29 protein-coding genes are annotated in these 25,820 nt (G+C 66.3%); 14 read left to right on the top strand and 15 right to left on the bottom strand.

All coding sequences use genetic code 11. The features are described 5' to 3' along the window. Positions 1-2 precede the first annotated feature (2 nt). Complete coding sequence (locus H8F27_RS05115; RefSeq protein WP_197151800.1) at positions 3-446, top strand: SRPBCC family protein; 444 nt, start codon at positions 3-5, stop codon at positions 444-446. On the opposite strand, the gene H8F27_RS05110 is transcribed toward H8F27_RS05115, so the two are convergent. Genes H8F27_RS05110 through H8F27_RS05080 form a run of 7 tightly spaced genes read right to left on the bottom strand, consistent with a single transcriptional unit; the run spans position 443 to position 5,767 of the window. Beyond that, positions 443-1,237 (bottom strand): uroporphyrinogen-III synthase, encoded by a 795-nt coding sequence (locus tag H8F27_RS05110; RefSeq protein ID WP_197151798.1) that lies wholly within the window; start codon positions 1,235-1,237, stop codon positions 443-445. The genes H8F27_RS05115 and H8F27_RS05110 overlap by 4 nt on opposite strands. After that, the gene (locus tag H8F27_RS05105) at positions 1,237-2,433 is read right to left on the bottom strand and encodes a glycosyltransferase (protein WP_197151797.1); all 1,197 of its coding nucleotides are present in this window, start codon (positions 2,431-2,433) and stop codon (positions 1,237-1,239) included. Before H8F27_RS05105 ends, H8F27_RS05110 begins: the two co-directional genes overlap by 1 nt. A gap of 9 nt (positions 2,434-2,442) precedes the next feature. Then, positions 2,443-3,144, bottom strand: coding sequence for a hypothetical protein (locus H8F27_RS05100; RefSeq protein WP_197151795.1), 702 nt, complete (start codon positions 3,142-3,144; stop codon positions 2,443-2,445). After that, entirely contained in the window at positions 3,092-3,514 is a 423-nt protein-coding gene (locus H8F27_RS05095) for a Rieske 2Fe-2S domain-containing protein (protein ID WP_197151793.1), read from the bottom strand. Before H8F27_RS05095 ends, H8F27_RS05100 begins: the two co-directional genes overlap by 53 nt. Positions 3,515-3,517: 3 nt before the next feature. Then, a complete protein-coding gene (locus tag H8F27_RS05090; RefSeq protein ID WP_231596531.1) occupies positions 3,518-5,176 on the bottom strand; it encodes a glycoside hydrolase family 3 N-terminal domain-containing protein in 1,659 nt (552 codons plus the stop codon). After that, positions 5,166-5,558, bottom strand: coding sequence for a 30S ribosome-binding factor RbfA (rbfA, locus tag H8F27_RS05085; protein WP_197151792.1), 393 nt, complete (start codon positions 5,556-5,558; stop codon positions 5,166-5,168). The genes H8F27_RS05090 and rbfA overlap by 11 nt, the downstream gene beginning before the upstream one ends. 2 nt (positions 5,559-5,560) lie before the next feature. Then, positions 5,561-5,767, bottom strand: a complete 207-nt coding sequence (locus H8F27_RS05080; protein ID WP_197151790.1) for a DUF751 family protein — start codon at positions 5,765-5,767, stop codon at positions 5,561-5,563. 66 nt (positions 5,768-5,833) lie between these two features. On the opposite strand from H8F27_RS05080, the gene H8F27_RS05075 reads away from it, so the two are divergent. Beyond that, positions 5,834-6,553: a glutathione S-transferase family protein gene (locus tag H8F27_RS05075; protein WP_197151788.1), complete on the top strand. Its 720-nt coding sequence runs from the start codon at positions 5,834-5,836 to the stop codon at positions 6,551-6,553. Here the strand turns inward: H8F27_RS05075 and H8F27_RS05070 are convergent. Beyond that, positions 6,510-7,211, bottom strand: a complete 702-nt coding sequence (locus H8F27_RS05070; RefSeq protein WP_197151786.1) for a DUF6816 family protein — start codon at positions 7,209-7,211, stop codon at positions 6,510-6,512. The genes H8F27_RS05075 and H8F27_RS05070 overlap by 44 nt on opposite strands. Between H8F27_RS05070 and H8F27_RS05065 the strand changes: the two genes are divergently transcribed. Next, positions 7,210-7,479 carry a chlororespiratory reduction protein 7 gene (locus H8F27_RS05065; protein ID WP_197151785.1) on the top strand — a complete coding sequence of 90 codons (270 nt, stop codon included), beginning with the start codon at positions 7,210-7,212 and terminating at the stop codon, positions 7,477-7,479. The genes H8F27_RS05070 and H8F27_RS05065 overlap by 2 nt on opposite strands. Here H8F27_RS05065 and H8F27_RS05060 read toward each other — a convergent pair. Continuing rightward, complete coding sequence (locus H8F27_RS05060; RefSeq protein ID WP_197151779.1) at positions 7,468-8,103, bottom strand: shikimate kinase; 636 nt, start codon at positions 8,101-8,103, stop codon at positions 7,468-7,470. The two genes, H8F27_RS05065 and H8F27_RS05060, sit on opposite strands and share 12 nt — an antisense overlap. Before the next feature lie 59 nt (positions 8,104-8,162). On the opposite strand from H8F27_RS05060, the gene H8F27_RS05055 reads away from it, so the two are divergent. Both H8F27_RS05055 and H8F27_RS05050 read left to right on the top strand, forming a co-directional pair. Further along, positions 8,163-9,122: a 6-carboxytetrahydropterin synthase gene (locus tag H8F27_RS05055; protein WP_197151777.1), complete on the top strand. Its 960-nt coding sequence runs from the start codon at positions 8,163-8,165 to the stop codon at positions 9,120-9,122. Between the two features lie 5 nt (positions 9,123-9,127). Beyond that, a complete protein-coding gene (locus H8F27_RS05050; protein WP_197151776.1) occupies positions 9,128-9,817 on the top strand; it encodes a RibD family protein in 690 nt (229 codons plus the stop codon). On the opposite strand, the gene H8F27_RS05045 is transcribed toward H8F27_RS05050, so the two are convergent. Next, positions 9,763-10,194, bottom strand: coding sequence for a hypothetical protein (locus H8F27_RS05045; protein ID WP_231596530.1), 432 nt, complete (start codon positions 10,192-10,194; stop codon positions 9,763-9,765). The genes H8F27_RS05050 and H8F27_RS05045 overlap by 55 nt on opposite strands. Before the next feature lie 62 nt (positions 10,195-10,256). Here H8F27_RS05045 and H8F27_RS05040 point away from each other — a divergent pair, with 62 nt between their 5' ends. Together H8F27_RS05040 and H8F27_RS05035 are read left to right on the top strand one after the other, a co-directional pair. Next, entirely contained in the window at positions 10,257-11,447 is a 1,191-nt protein-coding gene (locus tag H8F27_RS05040; protein ID WP_197151774.1) for a GNAT family N-acetyltransferase, read from the top strand. After that, positions 11,440-11,826: a DUF4346 domain-containing protein gene (locus H8F27_RS05035; protein ID WP_197151772.1), complete on the top strand. Its 387-nt coding sequence runs from the start codon at positions 11,440-11,442 to the stop codon at positions 11,824-11,826. The genes H8F27_RS05040 and H8F27_RS05035 overlap by 8 nt, the downstream gene beginning before the upstream one ends. Positions 11,827-11,828: 2 nt before the next feature. Here the strand turns inward: H8F27_RS05035 and H8F27_RS05030 are convergent, their stop codons facing one another. After that, on the bottom strand, positions 11,829-13,436 hold the full coding sequence (locus H8F27_RS05030; protein WP_197151770.1) for a B12-binding domain-containing radical SAM protein: 1,608 nt from the start codon (positions 13,434-13,436) through the stop codon (positions 11,829-11,831). Positions 13,437-13,602: 166 nt separating this feature from the next. Between H8F27_RS05030 and H8F27_RS05025 the strand changes: the two genes are divergently transcribed. After that, the gene (locus H8F27_RS05025; RefSeq protein WP_197151768.1) at positions 13,603-13,695 is read left to right on the top strand and encodes a cytochrome b6-f complex subunit 6; all 93 of its coding nucleotides are present in this window, start codon (positions 13,603-13,605) and stop codon (positions 13,693-13,695) included. Here H8F27_RS05025 and rimO read toward each other — a convergent pair. Continuing rightward, positions 13,682-15,034: a 30S ribosomal protein S12 methylthiotransferase RimO gene (gene rimO, locus H8F27_RS05020; protein WP_197151766.1), complete on the bottom strand. Its 1,353-nt coding sequence runs from the start codon at positions 15,032-15,034 to the stop codon at positions 13,682-13,684. The genes H8F27_RS05025 and rimO overlap by 14 nt on opposite strands. Positions 15,035-15,132: 98 nt before the next feature. Here rimO and H8F27_RS05015 point away from each other — a divergent pair, with 98 nt between their 5' ends. Beyond that, positions 15,133-16,059 carry a vitamin K epoxide reductase family protein gene (locus H8F27_RS05015; RefSeq protein WP_231596529.1) on the top strand — a complete coding sequence of 309 codons (927 nt, stop codon included), beginning with the start codon at positions 15,133-15,135 and terminating at the stop codon, positions 16,057-16,059. A gap of 2 nt (positions 16,060-16,061) precedes the next feature. Here the strand turns inward: H8F27_RS05015 and nadB are convergent, their stop codons facing one another. From nadB to H8F27_RS05000, 3 genes are all read right to left on the bottom strand, one after another. Next, positions 16,062-17,717 (bottom strand): L-aspartate oxidase, encoded by a 1,656-nt coding sequence (gene nadB, locus H8F27_RS05010; RefSeq protein WP_197151757.1) that lies wholly within the window; start codon positions 17,715-17,717, stop codon positions 16,062-16,064. Positions 17,718-17,803: 86 nt separating this feature from the next. Continuing rightward, positions 17,804-18,181: a photosystem II complex extrinsic protein PsbU gene (psbU, locus tag H8F27_RS05005; RefSeq protein ID WP_197151755.1), complete on the bottom strand. Its 378-nt coding sequence runs from the start codon at positions 18,179-18,181 to the stop codon at positions 17,804-17,806. Positions 18,182-18,311: 130 nt separating this feature from the next. Then, complete coding sequence (locus H8F27_RS05000) at positions 18,312-19,022, bottom strand: DUF3120 domain-containing protein (RefSeq protein WP_231596528.1); 711 nt, start codon at positions 19,020-19,022, stop codon at positions 18,312-18,314. Between the two features lie 127 nt (positions 19,023-19,149). On the opposite strand from H8F27_RS05000, the gene H8F27_RS04995 reads away from it, so the two are divergent. The 5 genes from H8F27_RS04995 (at position 19,150) to H8F27_RS04975 (ending at position 25,359) form a co-directional block, all read left to right on the top strand. After that, the gene (locus H8F27_RS04995; RefSeq protein ID WP_197151752.1) at positions 19,150-20,031 is read left to right on the top strand and encodes an undecaprenyl-diphosphate phosphatase; all 882 of its coding nucleotides are present in this window, start codon (positions 19,150-19,152) and stop codon (positions 20,029-20,031) included. Between the two features lie 15 nt (positions 20,032-20,046). Continuing rightward, on the top strand, positions 20,047-21,441 hold the full coding sequence (locus H8F27_RS04990; RefSeq protein ID WP_197151751.1) for a TIGR03279 family radical SAM protein: 1,395 nt from the start codon (positions 20,047-20,049) through the stop codon (positions 21,439-21,441). A gap of 78 nt (positions 21,442-21,519) precedes the next feature. Continuing rightward, on the top strand, positions 21,520-23,130 hold the full coding sequence (locus H8F27_RS04985) for a TolC family protein (RefSeq protein ID WP_197151750.1): 1,611 nt from the start codon (positions 21,520-21,522) through the stop codon (positions 23,128-23,130). A gap of 4 nt (positions 23,131-23,134) precedes the next feature. After that, positions 23,135-24,553 (top strand): BCD family MFS transporter, encoded by a 1,419-nt coding sequence (locus tag H8F27_RS04980; protein ID WP_231596527.1) that lies wholly within the window; start codon positions 23,135-23,137, stop codon positions 24,551-24,553. Continuing rightward, positions 24,550-25,359, top strand: a complete 810-nt coding sequence (locus H8F27_RS04975) for an inositol monophosphatase family protein (RefSeq protein ID WP_197151744.1) — start codon at positions 24,550-24,552, stop codon at positions 25,357-25,359. Before H8F27_RS04980 ends, H8F27_RS04975 begins: the two co-directional genes overlap by 4 nt. The last annotated feature ends 461 nt before the right edge of the window (positions 25,360-25,820 follow it).

The following is a 25,820-nucleotide window of genomic DNA, read 5'->3' as shown; positions in this document are numbered from 1 at the left end:
TCATGGGCAGATGGCTTGAGCACAGCGTCACCACCGAGATCCACGCCCCAGTGGAGCAGGTGTGGGAGGTGTGGAGCGACCTGGAATCCATGCCCCAGTGGATGCGCTGGATTGAATCGGTGGTCACCGAACCCAACGATCCAGACCTCACCGACTGGACCCTGGCCGCCCAGGGTTTTCGCTTCCACTGGAAGGCCCGCATCAGTCACCGGGTCGAGGCCCAGCAGCTGCATTGGGAGTCGGTCGGAGGCCTGCCCACCAAAGGGGCGGTGCGCTTTTACCCCCAGGATGACGGCTTTACGGCGGTGAAGCTGAGCGTCAGCTACGAGCTGCCCGGCATCTTGGCGCCCCTTATGGAGCCCAGCATCCTGGGGGGAATCGTCACCAAGGAACTCCAGGCCAACCTCGACCGTTTCCGGGATCTGGTTCAAACCCGGTATCCCTAGGGCCCCGCTCCGAGGCAGCGGCCGCAGGCCTCCACCAGCCCCGCCAGGTCGTGAGGATCGGCTTCCCCATCCACCCGGCCCAGCAGGGCCCGGCAGCGTTCACTGGTTTGGGGCCCGATCGACACCACGGCCACCCCCTCCAGTTGGGTGACCCAGCTCGGTCCAAAGGCCGCTTCGAGCATCGTGCAGGTGTGGCTGACGGTTTTGCAGCTGCTGAAGGTGATTCCATCCAGGCGCCCCTGCTCCAGGGCTGCCACCGCGGCGCTGGGCAGGCCAGCTGGGCAGCGGGTTTCGTAGGCCGCCACCTCCACCACCCGGGCGCCGGCCTCGGCGAAGGCCTCCGCCAGCAGGGTGCGGCCGCCGCTCTGCACCCGGGGCAGCAGCAGCCGCAGGCCCCAGCCAGGGGCGGGGAAGTGCTCCAGCAGGCTGTCGGCCACGAAGCTGGGCGGGATGAAGTCGGCAGGGGCGCCGAGGGCCTCGAGCTGCCGGGCGGTTTTGCGGCCAACCGCGGCAATCCTGAGGCCGCTGGGGCGGTGGGCCAGGCTGCGCCCGAGGCGGCGCAGTCGCTGCTCCACGGCTTCCACGCCGTTGCCACTGGAGAAAACCAGCCAGTGGAAGTCTTCGAGTTCGGCCAGGGCATCGTCGAGCGGCCCCCATTCATCGGGCGGTGTCACCACCAGGGCCGGCAGGTCGACCACTGAGGCCCCGGCCGCCTCAAACAGGCGCCGGGCCTCCCCCAGCTGGGTTTCGGCCCGGGTCACGGCGATAGTGCGGCCGCCCAGATCTGCCATTACGCCCCATCCAGCTTGACCATCGTGCCGGCCTGCCGCCGTAAAGCCTCAGCTTCATCAGGGCGGTTTTGCTGCCGGAGCAGCTCGATGGCGCGGCGGAAGCCCGAGCGCGCACCGGCCAGGTCACCGCCCAGCAGCAGGGCCACCGCCAGATTCTGGTGGGCGCTGGCATGGTTTGGGTCCCGTTGCAGGGCTGTGCGGTAGGCCCCAATTGCCGCCCCAATCCGCCCCCGGCGGCGTTCCACCAGCCCCAGCTGCAGCCAGCCCAGCGCTAGTTCCGGAGCGGCCGCGGTGGCCTGCTGGCAAAGGGCGCAGGCCTCCTCCAGGGCGCCGGCTTCCTGAAGCAGCCCGGCCAGATTCAGCCGGGCCGCCAGGGTGAGCCGTGGCGGCAGCGGCAGGGCCAGGGCCTGGCGGTAGAGCTGCTCGGCGCGGGCCGGGTCGCTGCCGGCCACCGCGATGGCCAGGTGCAGCAGCAGCTCGTAGCGCACCGGCTGACTTGAACTTGGGCACTGGGCCAGCCCCTGCTCCAGCAGGGCGATGCCGCGCTCGCGCTTGCCCTCGCTCACCTCCAGACTGCCGAGCTTGGCGCAGGCGTAGGGATCGCCTGGATGGGCGGCCAGATCGGCCTCCATCGCCTGACGCAGCCGCCTGGCCTTGTCGCCGCTGGCCAGCAGCTCGCTCCGGTAGCCATCGTGGCCCAGGGCCGGCACGTCGCAATCGGCCAGTCGCCAGTGGGGCTCCTGCTCCAGCAGGGCCAGCACGCTGTCATCCACCATCGAGTGGTAAGGCCGGCTCCAGTGGATGGCCGGATGGCGCCGGAACAGGCGGCTCACGTTGGAGTAGGGAGATTGGGCCGCCCCCCGCTCCTGGCGCAGCAGGTTGATCAGCAGCAGATCGCTCTGGCCCATCAGCTGCCTCAGTGGCCCCCGGGCTTCGCTCAGCAGCCACTCATCGGCGTCGAGCACCAGCACCCAGTCGCCCCGCACGTGTTGTAGGGCGGCATTGCGGGCTGGGGCGAAATCCCCCGGCCAGGGCAGCTGGTGCACCACTGCACCCCATCCTGCGGCGATGGCGATGGTGGCATCACTGGAGCCGGTGTCCAGCACCACCATCTCGTCTACGAAGCCGGCCACCGAGGCCAGGCAGCGCTCCAGCCGCTCCGCTTCGTTGCGCACGATCATCGAGAGGCTGAGCATGGGCGAAGATCAGCTCATCCATTCCAGACTGGCCGGCGTGAGGGGATTTGCAAAGGGAATCCCCTCACTTTGGCAGCGCTCCATTTCGCGTTTGATCCGTAAATACCACTTGGCTTGGGTGTCCGCACCCTCAACCAATGTCAATACAGGATTGTGGGCAATCCCCTCTTGTTGTTGTTCGACAATGACGCGATCTTGATCCAGAAATGTATCTCCGAGTGCCTTTAGGATCGGCTTGAGTGGCAACAGCCAGGGTGGGCTCCAGTAAAGGCATTGATGCACCCTGGTTGTCTGCTGGTCGATTGGGGCAAGCACCGTCAGGGAACAGGCGGCATGGCGCGTGCCTTGGATGATTTCTAGCCGAAGAGAGGGCAGCTCAAAGCGTATTTCCGTTTCAACTGGTTCGCCGAGCAGCTTGTAGGGTTTACCCGAATTGGTGATGACGTGTTTTTTGAGGGTGAAGCCGCGCTGGCTGGGTTCAAAGTCTCTTTGCTCGATTTTAAAGTCTTGGGGATTTGTTTTTTTCCACCAGCTGCTGGTGTGCACAAAAGGCACGTGCACGGGGTCGATGAGGCCAATTGTGGATTGATCGATGTCAGCCTTGAAAACCTTTTCGATGTATACGTCCGGATCCCTATCAAAGCTGGCCGGCAGCGATTCAAGACATGTGTAAGCCCTCTCTTTGCCGCAGGGGATATAAACCCATGTCATTCCCCCCCCCCCCCCCCCCCCCACGCTCGACACAAGCCAGGGACTGGGATTTTATTTTGGCCTCAATGCCCAGTTTCTTCTGGGCTTCGGTGAGGCAGGGAATGGAGATGCAGTCCCCATTGATTGCATTGATCTTCCAGCCATGGTATTTGCATTGGATTTCATTTTTATCAATGGATCCATAGCTCAAGGGAAAGCCCCGATGGGGGCAGCTATCAACCAGGGCGCAGGGCTTGCCCTGTCTGGTTAGCACAATTGGTATGCCGGCAACTTTCGACTTGAGAAGCACATTTTTTTTGATCGCCTTTGAGCGAGCAACTGGATACCAGGCGCCTTTTAAGTAGTTTGAATTGCCGGAAGATGGAACCATTTATTAGGTTGTAAATATATTTTGCTCGCCATCCTCTCCCATGCCGAGCCTTGCCAGGGCTTCGGCCTGGGCCAGGGGCATCTGGCCGGGGCTGTAGACCCCGGCTGTGCCCGGCGGCAGCAGGGGCTGCAACTGGTCCCAGAGGTAGGGGCTGCCGTAGACCACCAGCCCCGCCAGGCGGCCAGAGGCGGCCAGTTGGCTCAGGGCTGCGGGCCAGGGCTCGGCGCTGTTGGCGCTGCCGCGAAAGGGATTGCCCCGCACGAACAGCTGCAGCAACACCGGCCCAGGCCCCAGCCGCTCCAGGGCCAGCGGCGCCTCGGCCAGGCCGCTCCAGGGGCTGGGGCTGCGGCCCTCCACCAGTACGGTGCGCCAGCCCTGGGCCTCCGGTTTGGCCACTGCCGGGGCTGTGGCTGGCAGGAAGGGGGCGGCTAGGGCCGAATCCAGCCGGATCAGGTTCACCCCAGGTTGGGGCGGCCTTGTGCCTCCGGGGCTGGCCTCCAGGGTGGCCCTCACCAGCTCCAGGGCCAGGGCCTGGTCGGGCTCGGCGGCGGCTTCGGGGTCGGGGTCGGGCCGGCTCGCACTTGGCGCCCCAGCCGCTCCTGGTACCCCAGCCCCGAGCCCCGCCAGGGCCCGCCGTCGCCGCTCGGCACTGGCCTCCAGTTGCTCCCGGTCCAGGCGCCCGGCCTGCAGCGCTGCCGCTATGGCCCCTATGGCGGCGCCGGCGTCGGCGGGCATCAGCACCAGGTCGGCGCCGGCCTCCAGGGCGAGCACCGCAGCCTCGCCGGCGCCGTAGCGGCCGGTGATGGCGTCCATAACCAGGGCATCGGTAACGATCAGGCCTTCGAAGCCCAACTCCCGGCGCAGCAGGCCCGTGAGCACAGGCTTGGACAGGGTGGCTGGCCGCTCGCCATCGAGGGCGGGCAGCATCAGGTGGGCTGTCATAACCGAGGCCACCCCGGCGGCGATCGCCTGTTGAAAGGGGGGCAGTTCGATCGCCGCCAGCCGCTCCCGGCTGTGTGCTAGCAGGGGCAGGGTGAGGTGGGAATCGCTGCTGGTGTCCCCGTGGCCGGGGAAGTGCTTGGCGCAGCTCAACACCCCTTCTGCCTGCACGCCCTGCAGGAAGGCCGTCGCCAGGGCGCCGGCCGTGGCCGGATCCTCTCCCCAGGCCCGCACGTTGATCACCGGGTTGGCGGGGTTGTTGTTGACGTCACACACCGGCCCCAGCACCCAGTTGAGCCCCAGGGCCCGGGCCTCCCGGCCGGTGCAGCGGCCGTAGCGCTCGGCGAGGGCCAGGGCCCGCTCGGGCTCCCGCCTATGCAGCCGGCCCAGGGCCAGGGGCGGCACCAGCCAGGTGGCTCCGTCAAAGCGTTGGCCCACCCCCTCCTCCACGTCGGCGCAGAGCAGCAGGGGTTGGCCGGCCCAGCGGCCGAGCTGGGCGCAGCGCAGAGCCAGCTCGGCCGCACTGCCGCCCAGCAGGATCACGCCGCCCACACCGGCTTCGAGCAAGCTGCGCAGTTCGGCATTGGCCAACTCCCAGCGGGGATAGCCGCGCTGGTGATCCGCCAGTTTGCCGCTGGTGCGCACCACCAGCAGCTGGTGGATCAGCCGCAGCAGGGCCCCATCGGGCCTGGCGCCGGTGTCTGGCCCGGCCTCAGAACTCACTGGCTTCGGCTGGTTCGCCCTTGGTTTGCCGCTCCCCCTCGAGCCGGTTGAGCAAGCCCAGCACCGAGGTGCCCTTCTCGATGCCCCGATCCAGCACGAACACCACCTCGGGCGTGCGCCGCATCTTCAGCCTCCGGCCCAGCTCCCCTTTGACATAGGCGCGGGCCGAGCCCAGGCCCGCCATGGCCTGGGCCCGATCTTCCTCGCTGCCGTAAATGCTGACAAAAATCTTGCAGTGCTGCAGATCGCCCGCCACCTCCACGCTGGTGACACTCACCATTCCCTGGTTAACCCGGACGTCCTTGATCCCACCAATCATCAGTTCGCTGACTTCCCGGCGGATCAGGGAAGCCACCCGCTCCACCCTTCGGCTCTGTGCCATGGCTATGCCAGTGGTATGGGATTCACCATCGCATGCAGGATCAGGGCGAGGCTGAGCAGGCCGCTGATGCTGGCCCCAATCAGGGCCACGGCAGTGACTGGATTGCGGCCCCTGGCGGCCAGGGGCTCGAAGACCGAATTGGCCAAACCCAGGCCAAAGGCCACCAGGTAGCGCGGGTAGCGCGTCACATTGAGGAAAAAGTCCTTCATCGGGCGGGCTTGGTCGGTCGTTGCTGCGTGCTGGCTACTCTGCCGCCCAGAGGCTGGATTTGACCGATGGAGCTCTACCAGTTCAGGCATTCCGCCTTCTGCGAGAAGGTGCGGCTGGTCTTGGCGGTCAAAGGGCTCGACTACACCGTTGTGGAGGTGAGCCCTGGCCTGGGCCAGTTGGAGCTGTTCCGTCTCTCCGGCCAACGCCAGGTGCCCGTGCTGGTGGATGGCTCTGAGGTGATCGCCGATTCCACCGCCATTGCCCTCTATCTCGAGCGGCACCAGCCCGAGCCCCAACTGCTGCCCGAGGCCCCGGCAGAGCGGGCCAGGGTGCTGCTGGTTGAAGACTGGGCCGATACGGCCCTGGCGGCGGGCTGCCGGCTGGCCCTGGTGCAGGCCGCGGCCACAGACGCCCAGCTCCGCTCTGCCCTGCTGCCCGATTCCACCCCGGGCCCCTTGCGCCAACTGGTGACCAGCCTGCCCGGCGGGGTGCTGGCCGGCGTGGGCGAGGCGCTGGTCAGCGTGATTGGCGTAGCCGAGCGCCAGCAACTGCAGACCAACCTCGAGCAGCTCGCCGTGCTGGTGGGCGACCAGCCCTATCTGGTGGGCGACCGCCTCTCCCTGGCCGATCTGGCCGTGGTGGCCCAGTTGGGGTTGCTCAAATTTCCCACCAGCAGCGGCGTCCCCTTGGCGGGTTTGGGGGTGGGTGGAATCTTCGACCATCCCCTGCTGGAGCCCCTGTTCAGCTGGCGGGATCGGATTGCGGCGGAGGCCGGCAGGGGCTGACTCGAGCCTCGGGTTTGGTTTGGGCATCAGGGTTGAAGGGGGTCAGCTCGAGGCTGAAGTGGTTGCTGCTGCTGGCCTCTGCGGCCAACCCCAGGGCGGGCGAGGGGTAGCTGGCCTGCCACTGCTCGGCGCCCACGCTGCCGTCGCTGTGGCGGCTGTAGTGGCTGAGGGTTTCCACCCTGCTCACCCGCGGATCGCCCGGCCCATGCAGCACCTGCAGGGCAAGTTCATCGGCCCAGAAGTGATCCCCATCCGGCGTTTCGCTGCGCCGCCCCACCACCGTGGATTCGAGCCGCTGGTTGCCGCGCAGCAAGGCGATTTGGCGGTTGGGGTTGGTGGGGTCGTCCGCCACCTCCAGCAGGGCTTCCCCCAGCAGCGCCCGCCCGATCGCCGCCGCGTTGCCGGCCCGATCGCCCACCACGGCACCGTTGGCGTCAGCGGCAAATTGCACCACCACATCGAAGTTGTCGCTGTGTAGCTGCCAGCGGCCCTCCATCCAGGCTGGGTAGGTGAGATCCCGTTGGCCCCTCAGGTTTGAGGGGCGGGCCAGGGGCGCCGGCAGGCGCCACTCGGGCCAGCCGCTGGCCCGATCGGCCAGCGCGGTCGAACTCACCGCCAGCAGCAGCGCCAGGATGGGTGCCAATAGGGCTGCTGCCATGTCCGATCCCCTCCTGCGGGAGCTTGATCATTACGTGGTGCTCGAACCCGCCGGGGCTGAGCAAATTCTCACTGCAGCCGAAACCCTGGCCTGGCTTGAGGGGAAGCTCGAGCAGCTCGAGCCCATGCCGGCCGACTTGGCGGTCCTGGCCACCTCCAGCGAACGGGCCGAGCGGCTGCTGGCAACGGCCTGCGAACTCGAGCTTGCCCCTGGTCGGGCGATCCAGTGGTTCGCCGTGCGGATCGAGCCCCCGGGCTCAGTTGAGTGAGACGGTGCTGTTGCCAGCGGCGTTGCGCAGGCTGATCGGGGCCTGGGGCGCGGCAGCCGGTTGCTTGAGGATGGCCGGCAGCCCCGCCAGCACCTGGCCGGCCACCTGGCCGGGATCGGCCCCATCCTGCTGGATCCGCAGGTCGGCCTGCCCGTAGAGGGGCTGGCGCTGGCCCAGCAGCTCTCCGAGGCGGGCGGTGGGGTCTACGGCCTCCAGCAGGGGCCTCGGTGTGGGATCGCGGCGCAGCCGCTCCAGTAGCAGGGATGGGGGCGCATCCAGCCATACCACCACCCCCTGGCGCATGTGACCCCAGTTCTCCGGCCGGGTCACGACCCCTCCGCCGGTGGCCACCACCAGCGAATGCCAGCCGGCGATCTGGCCCAGCACCGCCGTTTCCAGGTCGCGAAACCCGGCTTCCCCGTCGCTGGCAAAAATTTCCGGGATGGTGCGGCCGGCCACCTGTTCGATCGCGTTATCGGCATCGAGGAAGCGGTAGCCCAGGGATTGGGCCAGGGGGCGGCCCACCGCACTCTTGCCGGCTCCCATCATCCCGACCAGATAGAGGTTGAGGCCCTGAAGCCTTTGGGCCAGGGCCTGATGGGTGGGATGGGGGGGGGAGGTCATGCCAGCAGCGCCAAGGCCCAGGGCCCGTTTCTAGGATGAAGGGCCACCAACCCCGGGCGATGACGGCCACTTCAACCGCCCCAGTCACCGGGCCAGCGGTAGGTCCCAGCCATGGCCGGGGTCGCCCTTGCGTGATCACTCGCCGGGCCAGCTTCAGTGCCAGCCATCTCTATTGGCTGCCCGAGCTCACTGCCGAGCAGAACCAAGCCCGCTTTGGGCCCTGCAGCCTGGCCCCTGGCCACGGTCACAATTACACCCTGATCGTGGCGATGGGTGGGGCCCTCGACGGCGACGGCATGGTGCTCAACCTCTCTGAGGTGAAGCACGCCATTCGGGCGGAGGTCACAGACCAGCTCGACTTCCGCTTCCTCAATGAAGCCTGGCCGGAGTTTGATCTGGGCCGTACGGAGGGGCGGCTGCCCACCACCGAGGCCCTCTGCCAGGCCATCTGGACCCGCCTGGCCCCCCAGCTGCCCCTGGTGGGGCTGCGCCTGCACGAAACCGACACGCTCTGGGTCGACCTGCTCGCCCCCGGCTCCGACCCGACCCCCATGGAAGCCTTCCTCTCAATCCGCACCCACTTCGCCGCCGCCCATCGCCTGGCCCGGCCCGAGCTCTCCCAGGGCGAAAACGAGGCGATCTACGGCAAGTGCGCCCGGCCCCATGGCCATGGCCACAACTACCTGCTCGATGTCACCGTCCGCGGCCCGATCGATGCCCGCACTGGCATGGTCTGTGATCTGGCGGCCCTGCAGCGGCTTGTCGACGAGCTGGTGGTGGAGCCCTTCGACCACACCTTCCTCAACAAGGACGTGGAGCACTTCGCCAGCACCGTGCCCACCGCCGAGAACATCGCCCTGCACATAGCCGATCTGCTTACCGCTCCGATCGCCGCCAGCGGTGCCCGGCTGCACAAGGTGCGCCTGCAGGAAAGCCCCAACAACGCCGCCGAGGTGTTCGCCGAAACCCCCCAGCTCGAGATGGTGCCCGCGGCCCTGGAAGCCCTGGTGGCCGGCTGAGGCCCATGCTGCGGCCAGTGCTGCGGCTGGTGCTGGCGGTGAGCCTGGATGGCCGGTTGGCGCCCCCCGATGGGGGCGCTGCCCAGCTGGGTGGCCCCGGTGATCGCCGGGTGCTCGAGGAGGCCCTGGCCTGGGCCGATGGCTGCCTGATCGGCGCCGAAACCCTGCGCCGCCACGGCAGCACCTGCCTGATCCACGCCCAGGATCTGCGGGCCCAGCGCTCTGCCGCCGGCCGCTCTGACCAGCCGGTGGCGGTGGTGGTGAGCCGCACTGCCTCCATTCCGCTCGAGCTGCCGTTCTGGCGCCAGCCCCTCGAGCGCTGGTTGCTGGCTCCGCCCCAGGCGCCCCCTTTCCCGGATTCCCAGGCCCCGGCTTTCCAGGCACGGCTGGATTGGGATGGCTGGGCCTCCGCCATCGATGCCCTGGCGGAGCGGGGTTTGCTGCGGCTGGTGGTGCTGGGGGGCGCGGCCCTGGCCGGCAGCCTGCTGGCGGGGGATTGGATTGACGAGCTGCAGCTCAGCCTTTGTCCCCGGCTGCTGGGCGGGCCCCACCTCTGGCTGCCCCTGCAGGCGGCGATCGGGAGTGGCGACTGGCACCTCCAGGAGCTCCGCCGGCTGGAGGGCGATGAGTTGCTGCTGAGCTACCGGCGGGGTTTGGCGAATCCCTGCACCAGCTCCTTGAGTGGGATGGGTTGAAGGCTGTTGGCCGGCAGCCCCAGCATTCGGGCCAGGCAGCGTTTCACGACCACCTCGCTGTCGGCGCCGAAATCACCGCGAACCATCTCGCCCAGCACCGCCAGGCTGCGGGGGCTCGCAGCGGTTTCCTCCACCAGGCACTTGCTGGTGGGGCGGGCCAGTTGGGCGCAGGGCTCTTCCAGCTGGGCGGCCAGGTTGCCATTGCCCGCCGCCGCTGTTTCCACACAGACGCTTTTGATCCGCTGTTCGAGCTGGGGGCGCAGCAGCTGCAACACCGGCAATAACAGGTTTGCCTGCAGCACGTTTGCCAGCAAGGCAGGTGCCAGCAAGGCAGGGGCAAGGAGGTTGGCCAGCAGGGCCGGCACGGGTTTGGGCACCGAGGTGGTGCAGCTTTGGCTAGTTTTGCCCCCAAGCCTCCCTATCGGCCATTTTGCCTGCCATGGCTGAGTTGCAGGCAAAATGGCACCAGAGCCTCGCCGCGATCCCCGAGCTCAGCTGGGATGCCCTGCTGGCCACTGCCCATCCCCAGGATCTGCCCTTCTACCGTTGGCGCTGGCTGCAGCAGCTTGAGGCCAGCGCCAGCATCGTGCCCCGCCAAGGGTGGCAGGGGTGCCACCTGGGCCTGTGGCGGGCTGGGCAGTTGGTGGCGGTGGCCCCCTTGTATCTCAAGGGTCACAGCTACGGCGAATTCGTGTTTGACCAGAGCTTCGCCCAGCTCGCCGGCCAGCTGGGCCTTAGCTATTACCCGAAGTTGGTGGGGATGAGTCCGGTGAGCCCGGTGCAGGGCTATCGCTTCTTGATCGACCGCGCCGAGGACTCCGCTGCGATCACCGCCCTGATGATGGAACTGATCGATGACTTCTGTCGCCAGAACGCCATTCTCAGCTGCAACTTTCTCTACGTCGACCCTGCCTGGCAGCCGTTGGCCGAAGCTGCCGGCTGCGCCGCCTGGGTCAACCAGCAGAGCCTGTGGAGCAACCCCGGATTCCCCGATTTTGGCGCCTATCTGGCCAGCTTCAACGCCAACCAGCGCCGCAACATCAAGCGGGAACGGCTGGCGGTGGCGGCCGCCGGTTTGGAGGTCACCGCCCTGGCGGGGGAGGCCATCCCGCCGCAGCTGGTGCGACGCATGCACCACTTCTACGCCCAGCACTGCAGCCGCTGGGGCGCTTGGGGCAGCAAGTACCTCAGCGAGGCCTTCTTTGAGGCCCTGGCCGTGGATCCGGCCCTGCGCCGCCACCTGGTGCTCTTCAGCGCCCACCGGCAGGATCCCGGCGACCCTGTGGCGATGTCCCTGTGTGTTCGCAGTGATGACCAGCTCTGGGGCCGCTACTGGGGCAGCGACGCAGAGATCGACTGCCTCCATTTCGAGGTGTGTTACTACGCGCCCATTGCCTGGGCGATTGCCAACGGCATCCGCCACTTCGATCCCGGGGCAGGCGGCAGCCACAAGCGGCGCCGGGGCTTCGTGGCCCAACCCCGGGTCAGCTTGCATCGCTGGAGCGATCCCCGCTTTGCGGCGATCCTGCGCCAGTGGCTGCCAGGGGCCAATGCCGAGATGGCCGAGGCGATGGCTGCCATGAATGCGGAGCTGCCCTTCACCGCTGCCTACGATCCTCCCCATGTCTGACCAGCTCCCCACCCGTCAGCAGCTCGATGACCAGCTATCCCAGCGGTTCATCGCCCTTGATCCGGCGGGCTATTTCCTGATTCGCATCGACCGCCAGGCCCAGGAGCTGGTGGCCGAGCACTACGGCAACGGGATCGACGGGCGCGGCTTGGCCACCGATCCGGAAACCGGCGAAGTGCTCAGCTGCCGTGGCGGCGGCCCACCGCGGCAGCCCTTGGCGGTGTTCCGGGGCCTTACGGCCAAGCAGGTTGGCATTGCCCTCACCGAGGGACCATCCCCCCATCCCCTCAGTTGTCTCGACCATGCCCTCTACCTGGGCCGGGAGTTGCAAAGGGCCCAGGCCTGTCTGGAGCAGGGCCTGGAGTACGTGCAGGATTGACTTCAGACCGGTTGGAGCTCCCGGCTGGGCTCGGCAGGGGCCTTGGGGGGATCGGGGGGCAGCACGGCCAGCTGCTCTTCGATTTCCCGCCGCACGATGGCGCGGTATTCGAGGAAGTGCTCGTTGTGGGCCAAGATTGAGATGAAGCCGATCAGGCGCTTGGGGTTTTGGCGGTACATGCCGTAGAGCGCTTTCCAGAACCGAACCCGGGTATTGCGCTTGAGGCCCTGGCGCCAGAGCACGATGGCCAGGGCCCGCAGGTCGATCCAGCTGGGGGGTTTGGACGGGCGGCTGCCGGGCACTACCAGCTCCTTGTATTTTTGGGGCGGGAGCTTGAGGAAGTAAGAGTAAACGCGATCAATAAATGCATTGGGTTCGTAGAGCGCCCCAAAGGCATCAACATACTCATTTGCGATGTCGCGAATCGGCCGGGTTGGTGTGAAATTGAGCAGGTTTGTCTGGTTCACCCCTTTGGCTGAGGCTTTGCCTTCAATCAGGCGGCCTTCCCTTTCCAGGCGATGCCAAAGCGCCGTATTCGGCAGCGCTTGCAACATGCCCATCATGGCGTGGGGGATGCCTGTACGAGTTACGAATTCGACAATTCTTCTCCCGGCACCTTCTGTTTCGCCGTCAAAGCCGATGATGAATCCAGCCATCACCCGTAGGCCATAGGAGGTGATCTTATTGACCGAATCCTCCAGTGAGCCGCGGGTGTTCTGCAGTTTGCCAGCCGTTTCAAGGCTCGATTCGTCCGGGGTTTCGATGCCGAGGAAGACGCTCTCAAAGCGGCACTCCACCATCATCTGCATCAGGGCATCGTCGGCTGCTAGATCAACCGAAGCTTCGGTGGCGAAGCTGAAGGGGAAGCCGTGGTCAATCTGCCACTGCTTTAACAGGGGGAGCAGTAATTTGACGTTGCGCTTGTTGCCGATGAAGTTGTCGTCTACAAGGAATACAGACCGGCGCCATCCCAGGTCGTAGAGACATTGGAGTTCGGCAACTAACTGATCAGGATTTTTGGTGCGGGGCTTGCGGCCGTAGAGCACGATGATGTCGCAAAATTCGCACTGGAATGGGCAGCCCCTGGAGAACTGCACTGACATTTCCGAGTAGGCGCCCAGCTCCAGCAGGTCAAAGCGTGGAATTGGTGTTCCGGTCACATCGGGCTTGACGCCGTCGGAGCTGAAACGGCCGCTGCGTTCACCCCGTTCCAGGGCCTCGATGAACATCGGCAGGGTGATTTCACCCTCATCGAGGATCTTGAAATCCGCCAGGTCGAGTTCCGGCGCGTCGGGTGTGGAGCTGGCAAAGGGACCGCCCACGGCCACGGGGATGCACCGCTTCTTGGCTGTGGCGATCTGCACGGCCATGTCGGCCTTCTGCACGATCATTCCTGAAATCACCACCAGCTGGGCCCAGTCCCATTCGGCTTCAGTTACCTCGCGCACGTTGCGATCCACCAACTTCATCTCCCACTGCTGGGGAAGCAGGGCGGCCACAGTCACCAGACCCAGGGGCGGCAGCAGGACCTTGCGGTCGATCAGCTCGAGGATTTTTTCGTAGCTCCAGAAGGTTTTCGGGAACTCGGGGTAGACGAAGAGGGTGCGCATGCAGGCAGCAGAGCTGGTGATGAATCTGGGCTGAGCAGGGGCGCTTGGGCTGCGCTGGTAGCTGGGGAAACCGATTGAATTGGCGCAAGCCTAGGCGCTTTGGCAGACGGTCTAGGCCGCCGGGCATTCTGCTGTAATGGCGTCAGCATTATTTATTTGCCAAGCCATGACTGCTGCGATCTACCTGGGTCTGATGGGCGGCGGCATCGCCGTGGCTATTGCCGCCTCGATCGTGTTGCGCGGCATCAAGTTGATCTGAGCTCGGCAGCTGCTCCCACCACCACCCCCAGTAGGTCGTAGGTGTCCGCGCCTGTGATGCGCACCTTCACCAGGGTGCCCGGGGCGGCACAGAGTCCCCCCTCCCCCGGACTCACCCGCACCTCGCCGTCCACCTCCGGGGCGAAGCGAGCGCAGCGGCCGAGCATCTCGCCGCTGCTGGGGTTCTCCTGCTCGATCAGCACATCCACGACCTTCCCCACCCAGGCGGCGTTGAGCGCTGCGGCGATCGGTTGTTGCAGGGCCATCAGGCGGTCCTTCCGCTCGAGTGCGATCCCGTGGGGCACCTGATCCGGTAGTTCTGCCGCAGGGGTGCCCTCTTCAGCAGAGAAGGTGAACACCCCCACATGGTCGAAGCGCTGCTCGGCCACAAAATCCAGCAGGTGCTGGAAGTGCTCCTCGGTTTCGCCGGGAAAGCCCACGATGAAGGTGGTGCGCAGCACCGCGTCGCTCAGCTGCTCGCGGATGCGGCCCAGCACCCCTGCGGTCACGTCGGCCTGCCAGGGGCGGTTCATGGCCCGCAGCACCTCCGGGTGGCTGTGTTGCAGGGGCAGATCCAGGTAGGGCAGCACGTTCTGCACCTCCCGGTAGGCCGCCAGCACCTCGCTCGTCAGCCCGGTGGGATAGGCATAGTGCACCCGCACCCAGGGGATCTCCACCTCCCCCAAGGCCCGCAGCAGCTCCGCCAGCTGGGGCTTGCCGGCCAGATCGAGACCGTAATTAGTGCTGATCTGGCTGATCAGCACCAGCTCCTGCACCCCCTGGGCCGCCAGTTGCTGCGCCTCAGCCACAATGCTCTCGATCGGCCGGGAGCGCTGGTTGCCACGCAGGTGGGGAATGATGCAGAAGGCGCAGCGGTAGTCGCAGCCCTCGGCCACCTTCAGGTATGCCACCGCCTCGCTGGTGGTGCGGTAGCGGGGCAGGTGCTCATCGCCCACGAAGGTGGGGGTGGCGCTCACCTGGTTGACCCGCTCGCCGGCTTCGACCCGCTCCAGCACGCTGACGATGTGCTGGTAGTCGCCGGTGCCCACGATCGCTTTGGCTTCGGGAAGACTTTCGAGCAGCTCCTCCTGGAAGTGCTGGGCCAGGCAGCCGGCGATGATCAGCTCCTTGCCCTGCTCCGCCAGTTCCACCAGGGTGCGCACCGACTCCTCGCGGGCCTCCTGGATGAAGCTGCAGGTATTGACCACCACCACGCTGGCGTCGGCCTCATCGGCGCTCACGCCGTAGCCCGCCTCGGCCAGCAGGCCGAGCATGTGCTCAGTGTCTACCCGGTTCTTCTCGCAGCCCAGGTGGGCGAAGGCCACGGTTTTTTTGCTCATCGATCCGTTCTTCGCGCCACGGGCATCACGCCCTTCACCCTATGGGGGCGCGGGCATTGGGAGGGGGCTGCGAGAATGGCATCAATGCAGCCGTTGCCGTGACCTCCACCCGCCTCAGCCAGCGCCTCAACAGCAACCGGCGCCGCAGCGATCCAGGCAGGCGCTGGGCGCGGGTGGCCATGGCGGTGCTGGCCACCATCGGCGCCATCGATACCGGCGCCATCACCTTGAAGCGCTGGGGCCTGGTGGGGCCCCTGAGCTGCCCGGGCGGTGCTGAAGGCTGCGACAAGGTTCTCAACAGCCCCTGGGGCAGCGTGCTGGGCCAGCCCCTTTCCCTGTTTGGCTGGCTGGCCTACGGGGCCGTGCTGACCATGGCGCTCCTGCCGCTGGTGCTGCGTGACGATTCCAGAGCTGCCCTGGCCCAGCGCAGCTGGCGGGGGCTGCTGCTGCTCAGCACGGCCATGGCGGTATTCAGCCTGTTGCTGATGGGGCTGATGGTGGTGAAGATCCAGGCCTTCTGCTTCTTCTGCGTGCTCTCGGCCACGCTGAGCCTGGGCCTGTTCGTGCTCTGTCTGGTGGGTGGCGACTGGGAAGACCGCGGCCAGGTTGTCTTCCAGGTGGTGATCGTGGGCCTGCTGGTGGGCCTGCTGGGCCTCGGCTGGGCGGCTTCGCTGGATCGACCGGCAGCGGTTCGTCGCGCCGGTGTGCCACCGGCGGTGGAGACGGTCAGCAGTGGTCAGGCACTTGCCCTGGCTGAGCACCTCAGCCGGATTGGCGCCGTGATGTACACGGCCTACTGGTGCCCCCACTGCCACGAGCAGAAGGAGTTGTTCGGTCAGGCCGCCACCGCCAAGCTCAAGCTGATCGAATGCGCCGCCGATGGCCAGAACAGCGAGAAGGCCCTCTGTGACACCAAGAAGATAGAAGGATTCCCCACCTGGGAGATCAATGGCAAGCTCGACTCAGGCGTTAAGTCCCTGGCCGACCTGGCCCGGCTCTCGGGTTTCAACGGTCCGGTTCCCTGAATTCAGAGCACTGGGGCGGTGTTGGGCGGGCAGCCCAGCTGCTGGTCGGTGTGCCGCTGCCAAAAGGGCTGGGGGGCTGGGGCATCTGTGCGGTGGTGGCCCCCCCGGCTTTCCGACCGAAACAGGGCCGCCTCGATCAGCAGCCCCGCCAGCACCAGGCGCTGGTGCAGCTCCTGCAGGCCGTTGAGGGCAGGCACGTCGGCCGGTTGAACCAGCCCAACCTGGCCACTCCGCAGCGATTGGAGCCCGCGCCAGGCTGGGCTGGCTTCCAGTTGTTGGCGCTGCTGAAGCACCTGCCGGAGGGCTTGCGCCAGGGGATGGGCACTGCGCTCCACCCCGGTCACCTGCCAGCAGAGGTCACGCAGGGCGGTGATTTGCCGCTCGAGGGTTTCCACCCTGGGAAGGGCCAGCTCGATTGGGGTGGGCTGCCCTTCCTGGCTGGGCTCCTGGGCCAGGGGGGCTGGCGGCAGCTGGATCCCGCGCAGCTGGCGGGCAAACACCAGACACTCCATCAGGGAGTTGCTGGCCAGGCGGTTGGCACCATGCACGCCCGTGCAGGCCACTTCCCCCACGGCGTAGAGGCCTGGCAGGCTTGTGGCCGCATCCAGGCTGGTCCACACCCCGCCCATCCAGTAGTGGGCGGCGGGGGCCACGGGAATTGGGGCGCTGGTCGGTTCCAGCCCCAGTTCGCGGCAGCGGCCCAGGATGGTGGGAAATTGCTGCTCCAGGCGGGCAGCGCCGACGGGCCGCAGATCCAACCAGAGATGGTCCACATCCAGGTCTCGCATCCGTCTGGCCAGGGCCCGGCTGACGGCGTCCCTGGGGGCCAGGTCCCCCCCCGCCAGGGCGGCCACGGGGCTGGCGCCACTGCTCTCCACCAGGCGGGCCCCTTCACCGCGGACGGCCTCTGAAATCAGGAAATGGGGGGCTCCCGGCAACATCAACGCGGTGGGATGGAACTGGACGAATTCCAGATCGCGCACCCTCGCTCCGGCTTGCCAGGCCATCACCACCCCATCGCCGCTGGCCAGATTGGGATTGGTGGTGTGGGCAAAGAGGTGGCCGCCGCCGCCGGTGGCCAACACCACGGCCCGGGCCCTGAGCCAGTGGATGCGGTTCTGTTCGAGCACTTGCAAGCCCACACAGCGGCCTTCTTCCATCCAGAGCTGCAGGGCCACAACCCCCTTGCGCTGCTCGAGCTGGGGCCGCTGCTGCACCTCCCTTTCCAGGGCCTCTACCAGGGCGCCACCGGTGCGGTCCTGGGCGTGGAGAACCCGCCGGTGGCTGTGGGCCGCCTCCAGAGTGGTGCTCAGGCTGTCGCCATCCCGATCAAAGGCCATGTTCAGCTGGAGCAGGCGCTCCACGCAGGCCGGGGCCTCATGTACGAGCAGTTCGACGGCCTCCCGATCGCAGAGCCCCCCCCCGGCCTTGAGGGTGTCGTTCACATGGCTGGCAAAGCTGTCATCCGGCCGGGTAACCGCCGCGATGCCCCCCTGGGCCCAGCGACTGGCGGAGCGGGGTTTGCAGCGGGGATCGCTTTGGGGATCGCTGTCCTTGCTGAGCAGGAGCACCCGCAGGGGGCGAGGCAGCTCCAGGCAGGCCATCAGGCCCGCAGCTCCGCTGCCCACCACCACCACATCCCAAAACTGCTCTGGCATGGCGGCAGAAGACATCCGGCAAGGACCGGCACTAAAAAAGCCGCCGGAAGGCCCCGACGGCTTTCAAGCGGAAGTGAGCTTAGGGCTCAGCGGTACTGACCGTCATTGATGCGGTCGTCGCCTTCGTTGAGGGCAATGGAGGCCTCAGTGACTGTGAAGTTGTCCTTGTATTTGTTGAACAGTTCCTTCTGGCGCTCGGTGAGGTCGAGGTTCAGCACGTCGTCGACGCTTTGGTACGGGCCGCCCAGCACGATCTTGCCGGCCAGGGTGGGATACATACCGGGGTAGTCCTGGAAGCGGCGCACCGAACAGTTGTTGAGATCCACCTTGCCGGCGCGCTCGGCAATTTTGTCGTCAGCGAGATTGCGCCGCTCGGCGGCATAGGCCGCTGGCGGCAGCAGCAGTGTGATCAGGAGGCCGGCGAGCACCACACCTCCCATCAGCCAGGCAACCAGCCGTTTCATTACGACACTCCGTTGAACTACGGGACGAGAGGCGGCCAGGGCCACCGGTACCCCAACGTTACAGAGAAGGGACCGGATCGCTGCAACTGGAGGCCCAGCCTTTTGCAGATCTTCAGATCGGATTCCCCGACTAGATCAGCCCAGTCAGGACAGGGGCCCCCAGGGCAGCCAGCAGAAACAGGCCATCTACGGCCAGGGTGGTGGCCAGGGCAGCGCTGCAGATTCGGCCGGCCTCGCCCCGGCGCCAAAGCCAGCGGCAGGCCTGGATCAGGGCCGCTGCAAAGCCGATCACCAGGGCCAGGGGCAGGGGGGAAATTACCTGCCGGGCGAGGCTCAGAAGCAGCAGGGAGGCTTCCGGCGGGCTGGCACTGAGCACCTGGGGCCAGCTGGCCATCACTCCTGTGGCCGCCATGGCGGCATCGGTGGCGGCGGTGCCCAGCAGGGAGCCCAGGTAGAAGGCACAGGCCAGTTTCCAGCGACCCCGGAGGCCTGTGAGGGCCAGGGGCAGGGCAAAGGCCTCGATCGGCAGGTGCCAGAGGGGGTGAAGCCGGCACCAGCCCCAAAACAGACATCCGCCCAGCCAGCTGCCACAGAAGCCCACCAGCAGTTGCCCCGCCCGGGCCAGTCGGGGGTCCCTGTGCCGGCTGAGCAGCAGGGCCAGGGCCAGCAGGGGCACGGTGAATACCGTGGCGCTGAAGGGAGCCAGCCTTACCCAGGGGGCTTGGAGAAAAACCGGCAGGGTCACCAGCAGCCCACTCGCCAGGGTCAAGCTGGACAGGGCCAGGCTGGAGAGGCCCAGGCGGGAGTTGCTCCAGGGAGCAGCCGCTGGCGCTGAGTCCAAGCTGGTAGCTGGCAAGAGTGCGCTGGCGGGGGCGCCGACCACTAAGGGATGTAAAGAAAGTTCTCTGAGCTTAAAGGGCCGGAGGGAGGCTCCGGCCATAGGGTCCCCCCAGCCTTTCTGGTTTGTGATGGTTCCCTTTGCAGAAGTGCCGCTGCTGCCCGCCGCGGAGATTGGCTTTTGGGAAGCCTGCTTTCGCTCGCTGGTGCTGGGGGTGGTGCAGGGGCTTACCGAGTTTCTGCCGATCAGCAGCACGGCCCATCTCAAGGTGGTGCCGGTGCTTCTGGGTTGGGGTGATCCGGGCGTAGCGGTGACGGCCGTGATCCAGCTGGGCAGCATTGTGGCCGTGCTGGCCTACTTCCGCTCCGACCTGGCCGCGGTGTTGCGCGGCGTCAGCCGGGCCTGCCGCCATGGCCAGTGGAACGATCCCTCCGCCCGCCTGGGGGTTGCCATCGCTTTGGGCACCGTGCCGATTGTGTTGGCGGGCCTGGCTCTCAAACTTTGGCTGCCGGGCTACGACAACTCACCGCTGCGCAGCATGGGGTCCATCGCCATGGTTTCGATTGGCATGGCCCTGCTGCTGGCCTGGGCCGAGCTGGTGGGCCGGCGCCAGCGGCAGCTCGACGACGTGCTGCCTCGAGATGGGATCTGGGTGGGCCTGGCCCAGGCCCTGGCCCTGGTGCCCGGGGTCTCCCGCTCCGGCAGCACCCTCACGGCCGCCCTGTTTGATGGCTGGCAGCGCCCGGCGGCTGCCCGCTTCTCCTTTCTGCTGGGCATCCCGGCCATCACGCTGGCGGGCCTGGTGTCCCTGAAGGAGGCTTTCGCTGCTCCCGCCGGTGGCGGCCCCCTGCCCCTGCTGGTGGGGATCGTTTCTGCCGCGGTGGTGTCTTGGCTGGCGATTGCCTGGCTGCTGCGCTTTCTGCAGCAGAACAGCACCTGGGTGTTTGTGGTTTATCGGCTGCTGTTTGGCATCGGCATCCTGATCTGGCTGGGCGCCAGAGTGGGCGCCTAATCAAGGCCTTTCGCCGTGTGGAATGAGCCCTCAGCGGGCATCGCCCTAGCTGCCCTGGAGGGCGAAACCCCCAGGCTGCCCTCCCCCGCCGTGGTGGCCACTGTGGAGCCTGGCTCCATCGCCGAGGAGCTCGGCTTCCAGCCCGGCGATCGCCTGCTCAGCATCAATGGCCGGCGTCCCCGCGATCTGATTGATCTGCAGATGCTGGTGGGAGAAGAGGAACTCACCCTGGAGGTCGAAGACCCCAACGGCACCCTGCACCGGGTGGAGTTGGAGAAGGATCTCGATGACGGGCTGGGCCTGGGTTTCACCGAGGCCCTCTTCGATGGCCTCAAGCAGTGCAATAACCACTGCCCTTTCTGCTTCATCGACCAGCAGCCGCCTGGGCGGCGCAGCAGCCTCTATCTCAAGGATGACGACTACCGGCTGAGTTTTCTATACGGCTCCTACCTGACCCTCACCAACCTGGGCGCCGCAGATTGGCAGAGGATTGAGGAGCAGCGGCTCTCCCCCCTGTTTGTATCTGTCCATGCCACCGATCCCGAGCTGCGCAGCCGCTTGCTGGTGAACCCCCGGGCAGGCCAACTACTGGAGCAGCTGGCCTGGTTTGACCAGCGGGATCTGCAAATCCATGCCCAGGTAGTGGTGTGCCCTGGCCTCAATGACGGCCAGGCCCTGGAAACCACCTTGGCCGATCTGGCGGCCTTTGGCGGCGGTGAATGGCCGGCGGTGCTCTCGGCCGCGGTGGTGCCGGTGGGTCTCACCCGCTTTCGCCCTGCTGGGGATGCCCTGGTGCCCGTTGATCGGCGCTCAGCCCTCCAGGTGATCGCCCTGGTGGAAGCGCTGCAGCTGCAGTTCCAGCAACGCCTGGGCAGCCGTTTCGCCTGGCTCTCCGACGAGTGGTATCTGATGGCGGGGCTGCCCTTGCCTCCCCGCAGCGAATATGAGGATCTGCCCCAGCAGGAGAATGGCGTCGGCAGCATCCGCGCCTTCCTAGAAGCGCTGGACCTGGCCACCCGCAAGCTGCCCCGGGCCCTGGCCAGGCCCCGTCGCCTCAGCTGGGTGGTGGGGAGGCTGGTGGCTGAGGCGCTGGAGCCGGTGGTGACCCGGCTGAATGGGGTGGCGGGGCTGGAGCTGATCCTGCACGGCTTGCCGAGCCCCTACTGGGGACAGGACCAGGTGGTCACCGGCCTGCTGACGGGTTCGGATCTGCTGGGCGGCCTGGCCGCTTGCGACCTGGGTGAGGCCCTGCTGCTGCCGGCTGTGATGCTGCGCCAGGGGGAGCCGGTTTTTCTCGATGACCTCCCCCTAGCCGAGCTCGAGCGGCAGCTGCCCGTGCCGGTGATTTTGCTTCGGGGTGCGGAGGATTTGGTGGCCGCTTGTCTGGGCGGTCAACTTCAATCTCCTTAAGATCTGTCTATTCCAAGAACCTTTGGTGTGCCCAAGCCCATCTCGCGACTAGGCCTCCTGGCTCTCCTAGGGGCTTCGATGGTGCTGCAAGTAGCCGGAGCCCAGGAGCAGCCCGCCAGCCCAGTCCTGCCCCTGGCCCCAGACACCGTGGGCGCCGACCCCAACAAAAAACTGCGCGGCTATCGCCCCCGGGTCAATCCCGCCCTGGTGCCCCCGGCCGCCACCGAGCTCGCCCCTGGCCTGGAAAATCTGGCCGCCCCGGCCTCCCTGGCCCTGCCGGTCAAGCCCGGGCAGGTGGTGATCCAGCAACTGCGGCCCTTGGGCCTGCAGGAGGTGGAAAACCTCGCCGAAGTCAATAATCCCAACCTCAAGGCGATCGCCAGCCAGGTGGATCAGGCCCAGAGCAATCTGCGGGCCCAGATAGCCCTCTGGTATCCCAGCCTCAATCTCGATGCGGGCTCCCTGCCCACCTTCACCACGGGCGTGGCCCGATCCAATGCTGCCAATGGCGCGACATCCACTTCAGCTACGGACCGGTGGGCTTTCGGGGCGACCTTGACGACCCAGTGGGCCCTGATCAACCCCCAGCGCACCCCCACCATTGCCGCCGCTCGTGATCAATTTGAAAAGGCCAAGTTTCAATACGTGATCGCCCTGCGGGATCTGCGTCTCCAGGTGGCCTCGGCCTACTTCGATCTGCAGCAGGCTGACGACCAGGTGCGCATCGGCCAGGAATCGGTGCGGGCTTCGATCGTCAGCCTGCGGGATTCCAAGGCCCGTTTCCAGGCCGGTGTCGCCACCAAACTCGAGGTGCTCGAGGCGGAAACCCAGCTATCGCGCGACCAGCAGCTGCTCACCAACGCCCTGGCAGCCCAGGCCATCGCCCGGCGCAGCCTGGCGGCCCTGCTGGATCTGCCCCAGAACGTCACCCCCACGGCCAAGGATCCGTCCCGGGTGATCGGCATCTGGCAGCCATCACTCCAGGAGAGCGTCGTGGCGGCCTACACCTTCCGCGAGGAGCTGGATCAGGCCCTGCTCGACATCTCGATCGCCAACAGCCAGGCCAATGCTGCCCTGGGCAGGGTCCAGCCCTTCCTAAACATCTTCGCCGCTTTCACCGGCAACGCTTTTGATGGGAACGAGTCGGTGATCGTGGCCCAGCCGGGAGCAAGTGGCACCAATTACGACACGGCCATTGGCCTCAACCTCAGCTGGCGGCTTTTCGATGGTGGTGCGGCTGCAGCCCAGTCACGCCAGAACAAGCAGCTGGCCCAGGAAAATACGTTCCGCTTTGCCCAGCGGCGCGATGGCATCCGTCTGGAGGTTGAGGAGAGCTTCTACGAGCTGGAGAAAAACAACCGCAACATCGTCACCACCTCCCGGGAAGTGATTTCGGCAAGGGAGGCGTTGCGCCTGGCCCGGTTGCGTTTCCAGGCCGGTGTCACCACCCAGAGGGAGGTCGTCGACAACCAGCGAGACCTCACCCAGGCGGAAGTGCGCTATTCAGCTGCTATCACCGACTACAACAAGCGCCTGGCGGAGCTGCGCCGCCGCACCGGCCTCGATCAGGTTGCGTCCTGCGCCCCCGTTGCGCTGCCGGCGATGAAGCCTGCAGGGGCCTCAGATGTGCCCGTGGAGCCAGCACCCCTGGTCCCCGCCTGTCAGGCCGCTGCCCAGGGAGCCCTGTGACCCTGTGAGCCGAGCCCTTGCCGTTCAGCCCACCCCCCTCGGCCTGGTCAACACCCTGCGGCTGGGGCTCTTCCAGGGTTGCTTGGGTTGCCTGGCTGTAATTTTTGCCGGCTTGCTCAACCGGGTGATGCTCAGTGAGTTGAACTTTCCTGGTCTGCTTGTGGGCGGGGCCCTGGCATTTGAGCAGTTCGTGGCTCCATCGCGGGTGCTGTTTGGCCAGATCTCAGACGCCCACCCCTGGGCCGGCCGCCACCGTATCCCTTACATCTGGCTCGGCACGGCCCTGTTCTGTGCCCTGGCGGTGCTGTCCATCCCCCTGATCTTCCATGTCGGCAGGCTGTTGGAGGCCGGTTCCCAGCCTGAGCTGGCCTTGGCAATTTCGGGGCTGTGCGGCCTGTTTTCCCTCTATGGCCTGGCGATCTCCCTGGCCAGCACCCCATACCTGGCGCTGGTGATCGATCGCACCAGCGAAGCCGAGCGGCCCCGGGCGGTGGGCTTGATCTGGTGCATGCTCACGGTGGGGATCGTGATCGGGGCAATCTCGATCAACCTCAGCCTGCGCGGGCTCGATGGAGTCACCGATCCGGCCCAGTTGGAGCCAGTCTTGCTGGCCTTCATGGTGCGGGTCGCCCTGGTGGTGCTCGCCCTCACGGTCGTGGCCACCGTGGGGGCCGAGCCCGGTGCCCAGCAGCAAGCCCCCGGATCGGCCGGACAAAGGCGGGACGATGCCCTCACCCTGGCCCAGGCCTGGAGCCTGATCACCTCAAGCCGCCAGGTGCTGGTGTTTTTTGGATTTCTGGTGATGTTCACCCTGGCCCTCTTCCTGCAGGATCCGATCCTGGAGAGCTACGGGGCCGACGTTTTTGGCATGCCGATTGCGGCAACCGCCTCCCTGAATGCGGTTTGGGGCATAGGCACCCTGGCCGGACTGCTGCTCGCCGGGCTCTGGATCGTCCCCAGGCTTGGCAAGTTGGCCACGGCCCGTCTTGGTTGCCAGCTGATTCTCACCAGTCTGGTGCTGCTCGCCTTGGCGGGCCTGGTGGCCAAGGTGCCGGTGCTCCAGGTGGTGATGCTGCTCTTCGGCCTGGCGGCTGGCATCGGCACAAACAGTGCCCTGGTTTTGATGCTTGATCTCACCCTGCCGGAAGCGGCCGGCACTTTTGTGGGGGTGTGGGGCCTTGCCCAGGCCCTCTCCCGTGCCCTGGGCAAGATTTTAGGCGGGGGGCTGTTTGATATGGCCCGGGCGTTGCAGTCCATCCTGCATCTGCCGGAATCCACCTATCTCCCCTATGCGCTGGTGTTCAGCCTGGAGGCGCTGGTTGCGTTGGCGGCCCTCGAGCTCCTCGGCCGTGTCAACCTGCGCCAGTTCAGGGAAGATACGGGTAGAAGCCTCACCAAGGTGCTTGCCCTGGAGCTCGGATGAGTACTGTCCCGCCTGTCCTTTCTCCACCAGTGCTGATGCCAGGGCTGGCCGAGCTGATCGATCGGGTGGCGGAACGTCAGCGGGCTGATTTTGGCCATGTGGCCTCCGATCTCAAAGCTGATGGCAGCCTGATTACCGCCTGTGACCGCTGGAGTGACGCCACCCTGGTGGAGGGGCTGGCGGGCCTGTTCCCCGGTGAGGGAGTGCTCAGTGAAGAGGGGGCCAAAACCGTGCCCCGATCGCAGGCCTACTGGGTGGTGGATCCCCTTGATGGCACCACCAATTTTGCCTCCGGCATCCCTTACTGGGCCATATCTATGGCGCGCTTTGAAGCCGGCCGCCCCGTACTGGCGGTGCTGGATGTGCCGCCGCTGCGGCAGCGCATCGTGGCGATCCGCGGCCAGGGAGCCTGGCGCAATGGGCGGCCCCTGTCCCCCCCATCGCGTCAGATCCAATCCGCCGAGTGCGCCTCCCTCTGCAGTCGCTCGATAGGGGTGCTGCAGAAGCTCCCAAACCAGAGGTTCCCTGGAAAAATCCGCCTACTGGGGGTGGCCAGCCTCAATCTGGTGAGTGTGGCCATGGGCCAGACGGTCTCTGCCCTGGAAGCCACACCCAAGATCTGGGACCTTGCCGCGGCCTGGCTGGTGCTCAGCGAGCTCGACTGCCCGATGCGCTGGCTGGGGCGATCGCCAGAGGCCATCGCCGCCGGCTCAGACCTCTCGGCGGCTGACTTCCCTGTGCTGGTGGCCGACAGGCCGGAAACGTTGAGCCGCTTCATGCCCTGGGCCGAGGCCTTGATCAGCTAATCGTTGTTTCGACCCCACCCAGGTGTTATGGTTATGGACTGCGCGTAAGGGAGAGATGCCCAAGCGAGCAGGCCGACGGCAGGGGAAGCGAGAGCGACCGGTGTTGTAGGTTTTCTAAGTTGCCGAGAGGCAACGTTCCGCCGAGAGCTTCCCGAGAGGGGGGAGGAAGCGGAAGCACCTGGACAACTAAAAAGTTTAGGAACTGACGCTTTCACTGCGTCATTGACCTGGGTTCTTGCGCCACCTGAGAGGGAGACTGCAGGAGTTTGGGTAAGTGGCGAAATAGCAGTGAAGGTGTGAGGTCCCGTCAAAAAGAAACAAAGCGTGACGCGCCTATGGGTTGGCTTTTGTTGCCTTCTCACGAGGGAACAGGAGCTGGTGTGCCGATAGGAGAGGCGAGCGCGACCGGATCTGAGATTCGGGAAAGTCAAGAGGAAAGAAATTTCTGAATGCACTCTTTG

It is taken from the genome of Synechococcus sp. CBW1108, assembly GCF_015840335.1.
Classification (GTDB): domain Bacteria; phylum Cyanobacteriota; class Cyanobacteriia; order PCC-6307; family Cyanobiaceae; genus Cyanobium_A.
This window is presented reverse-complemented; position numbering and strand designations above follow the sequence as displayed.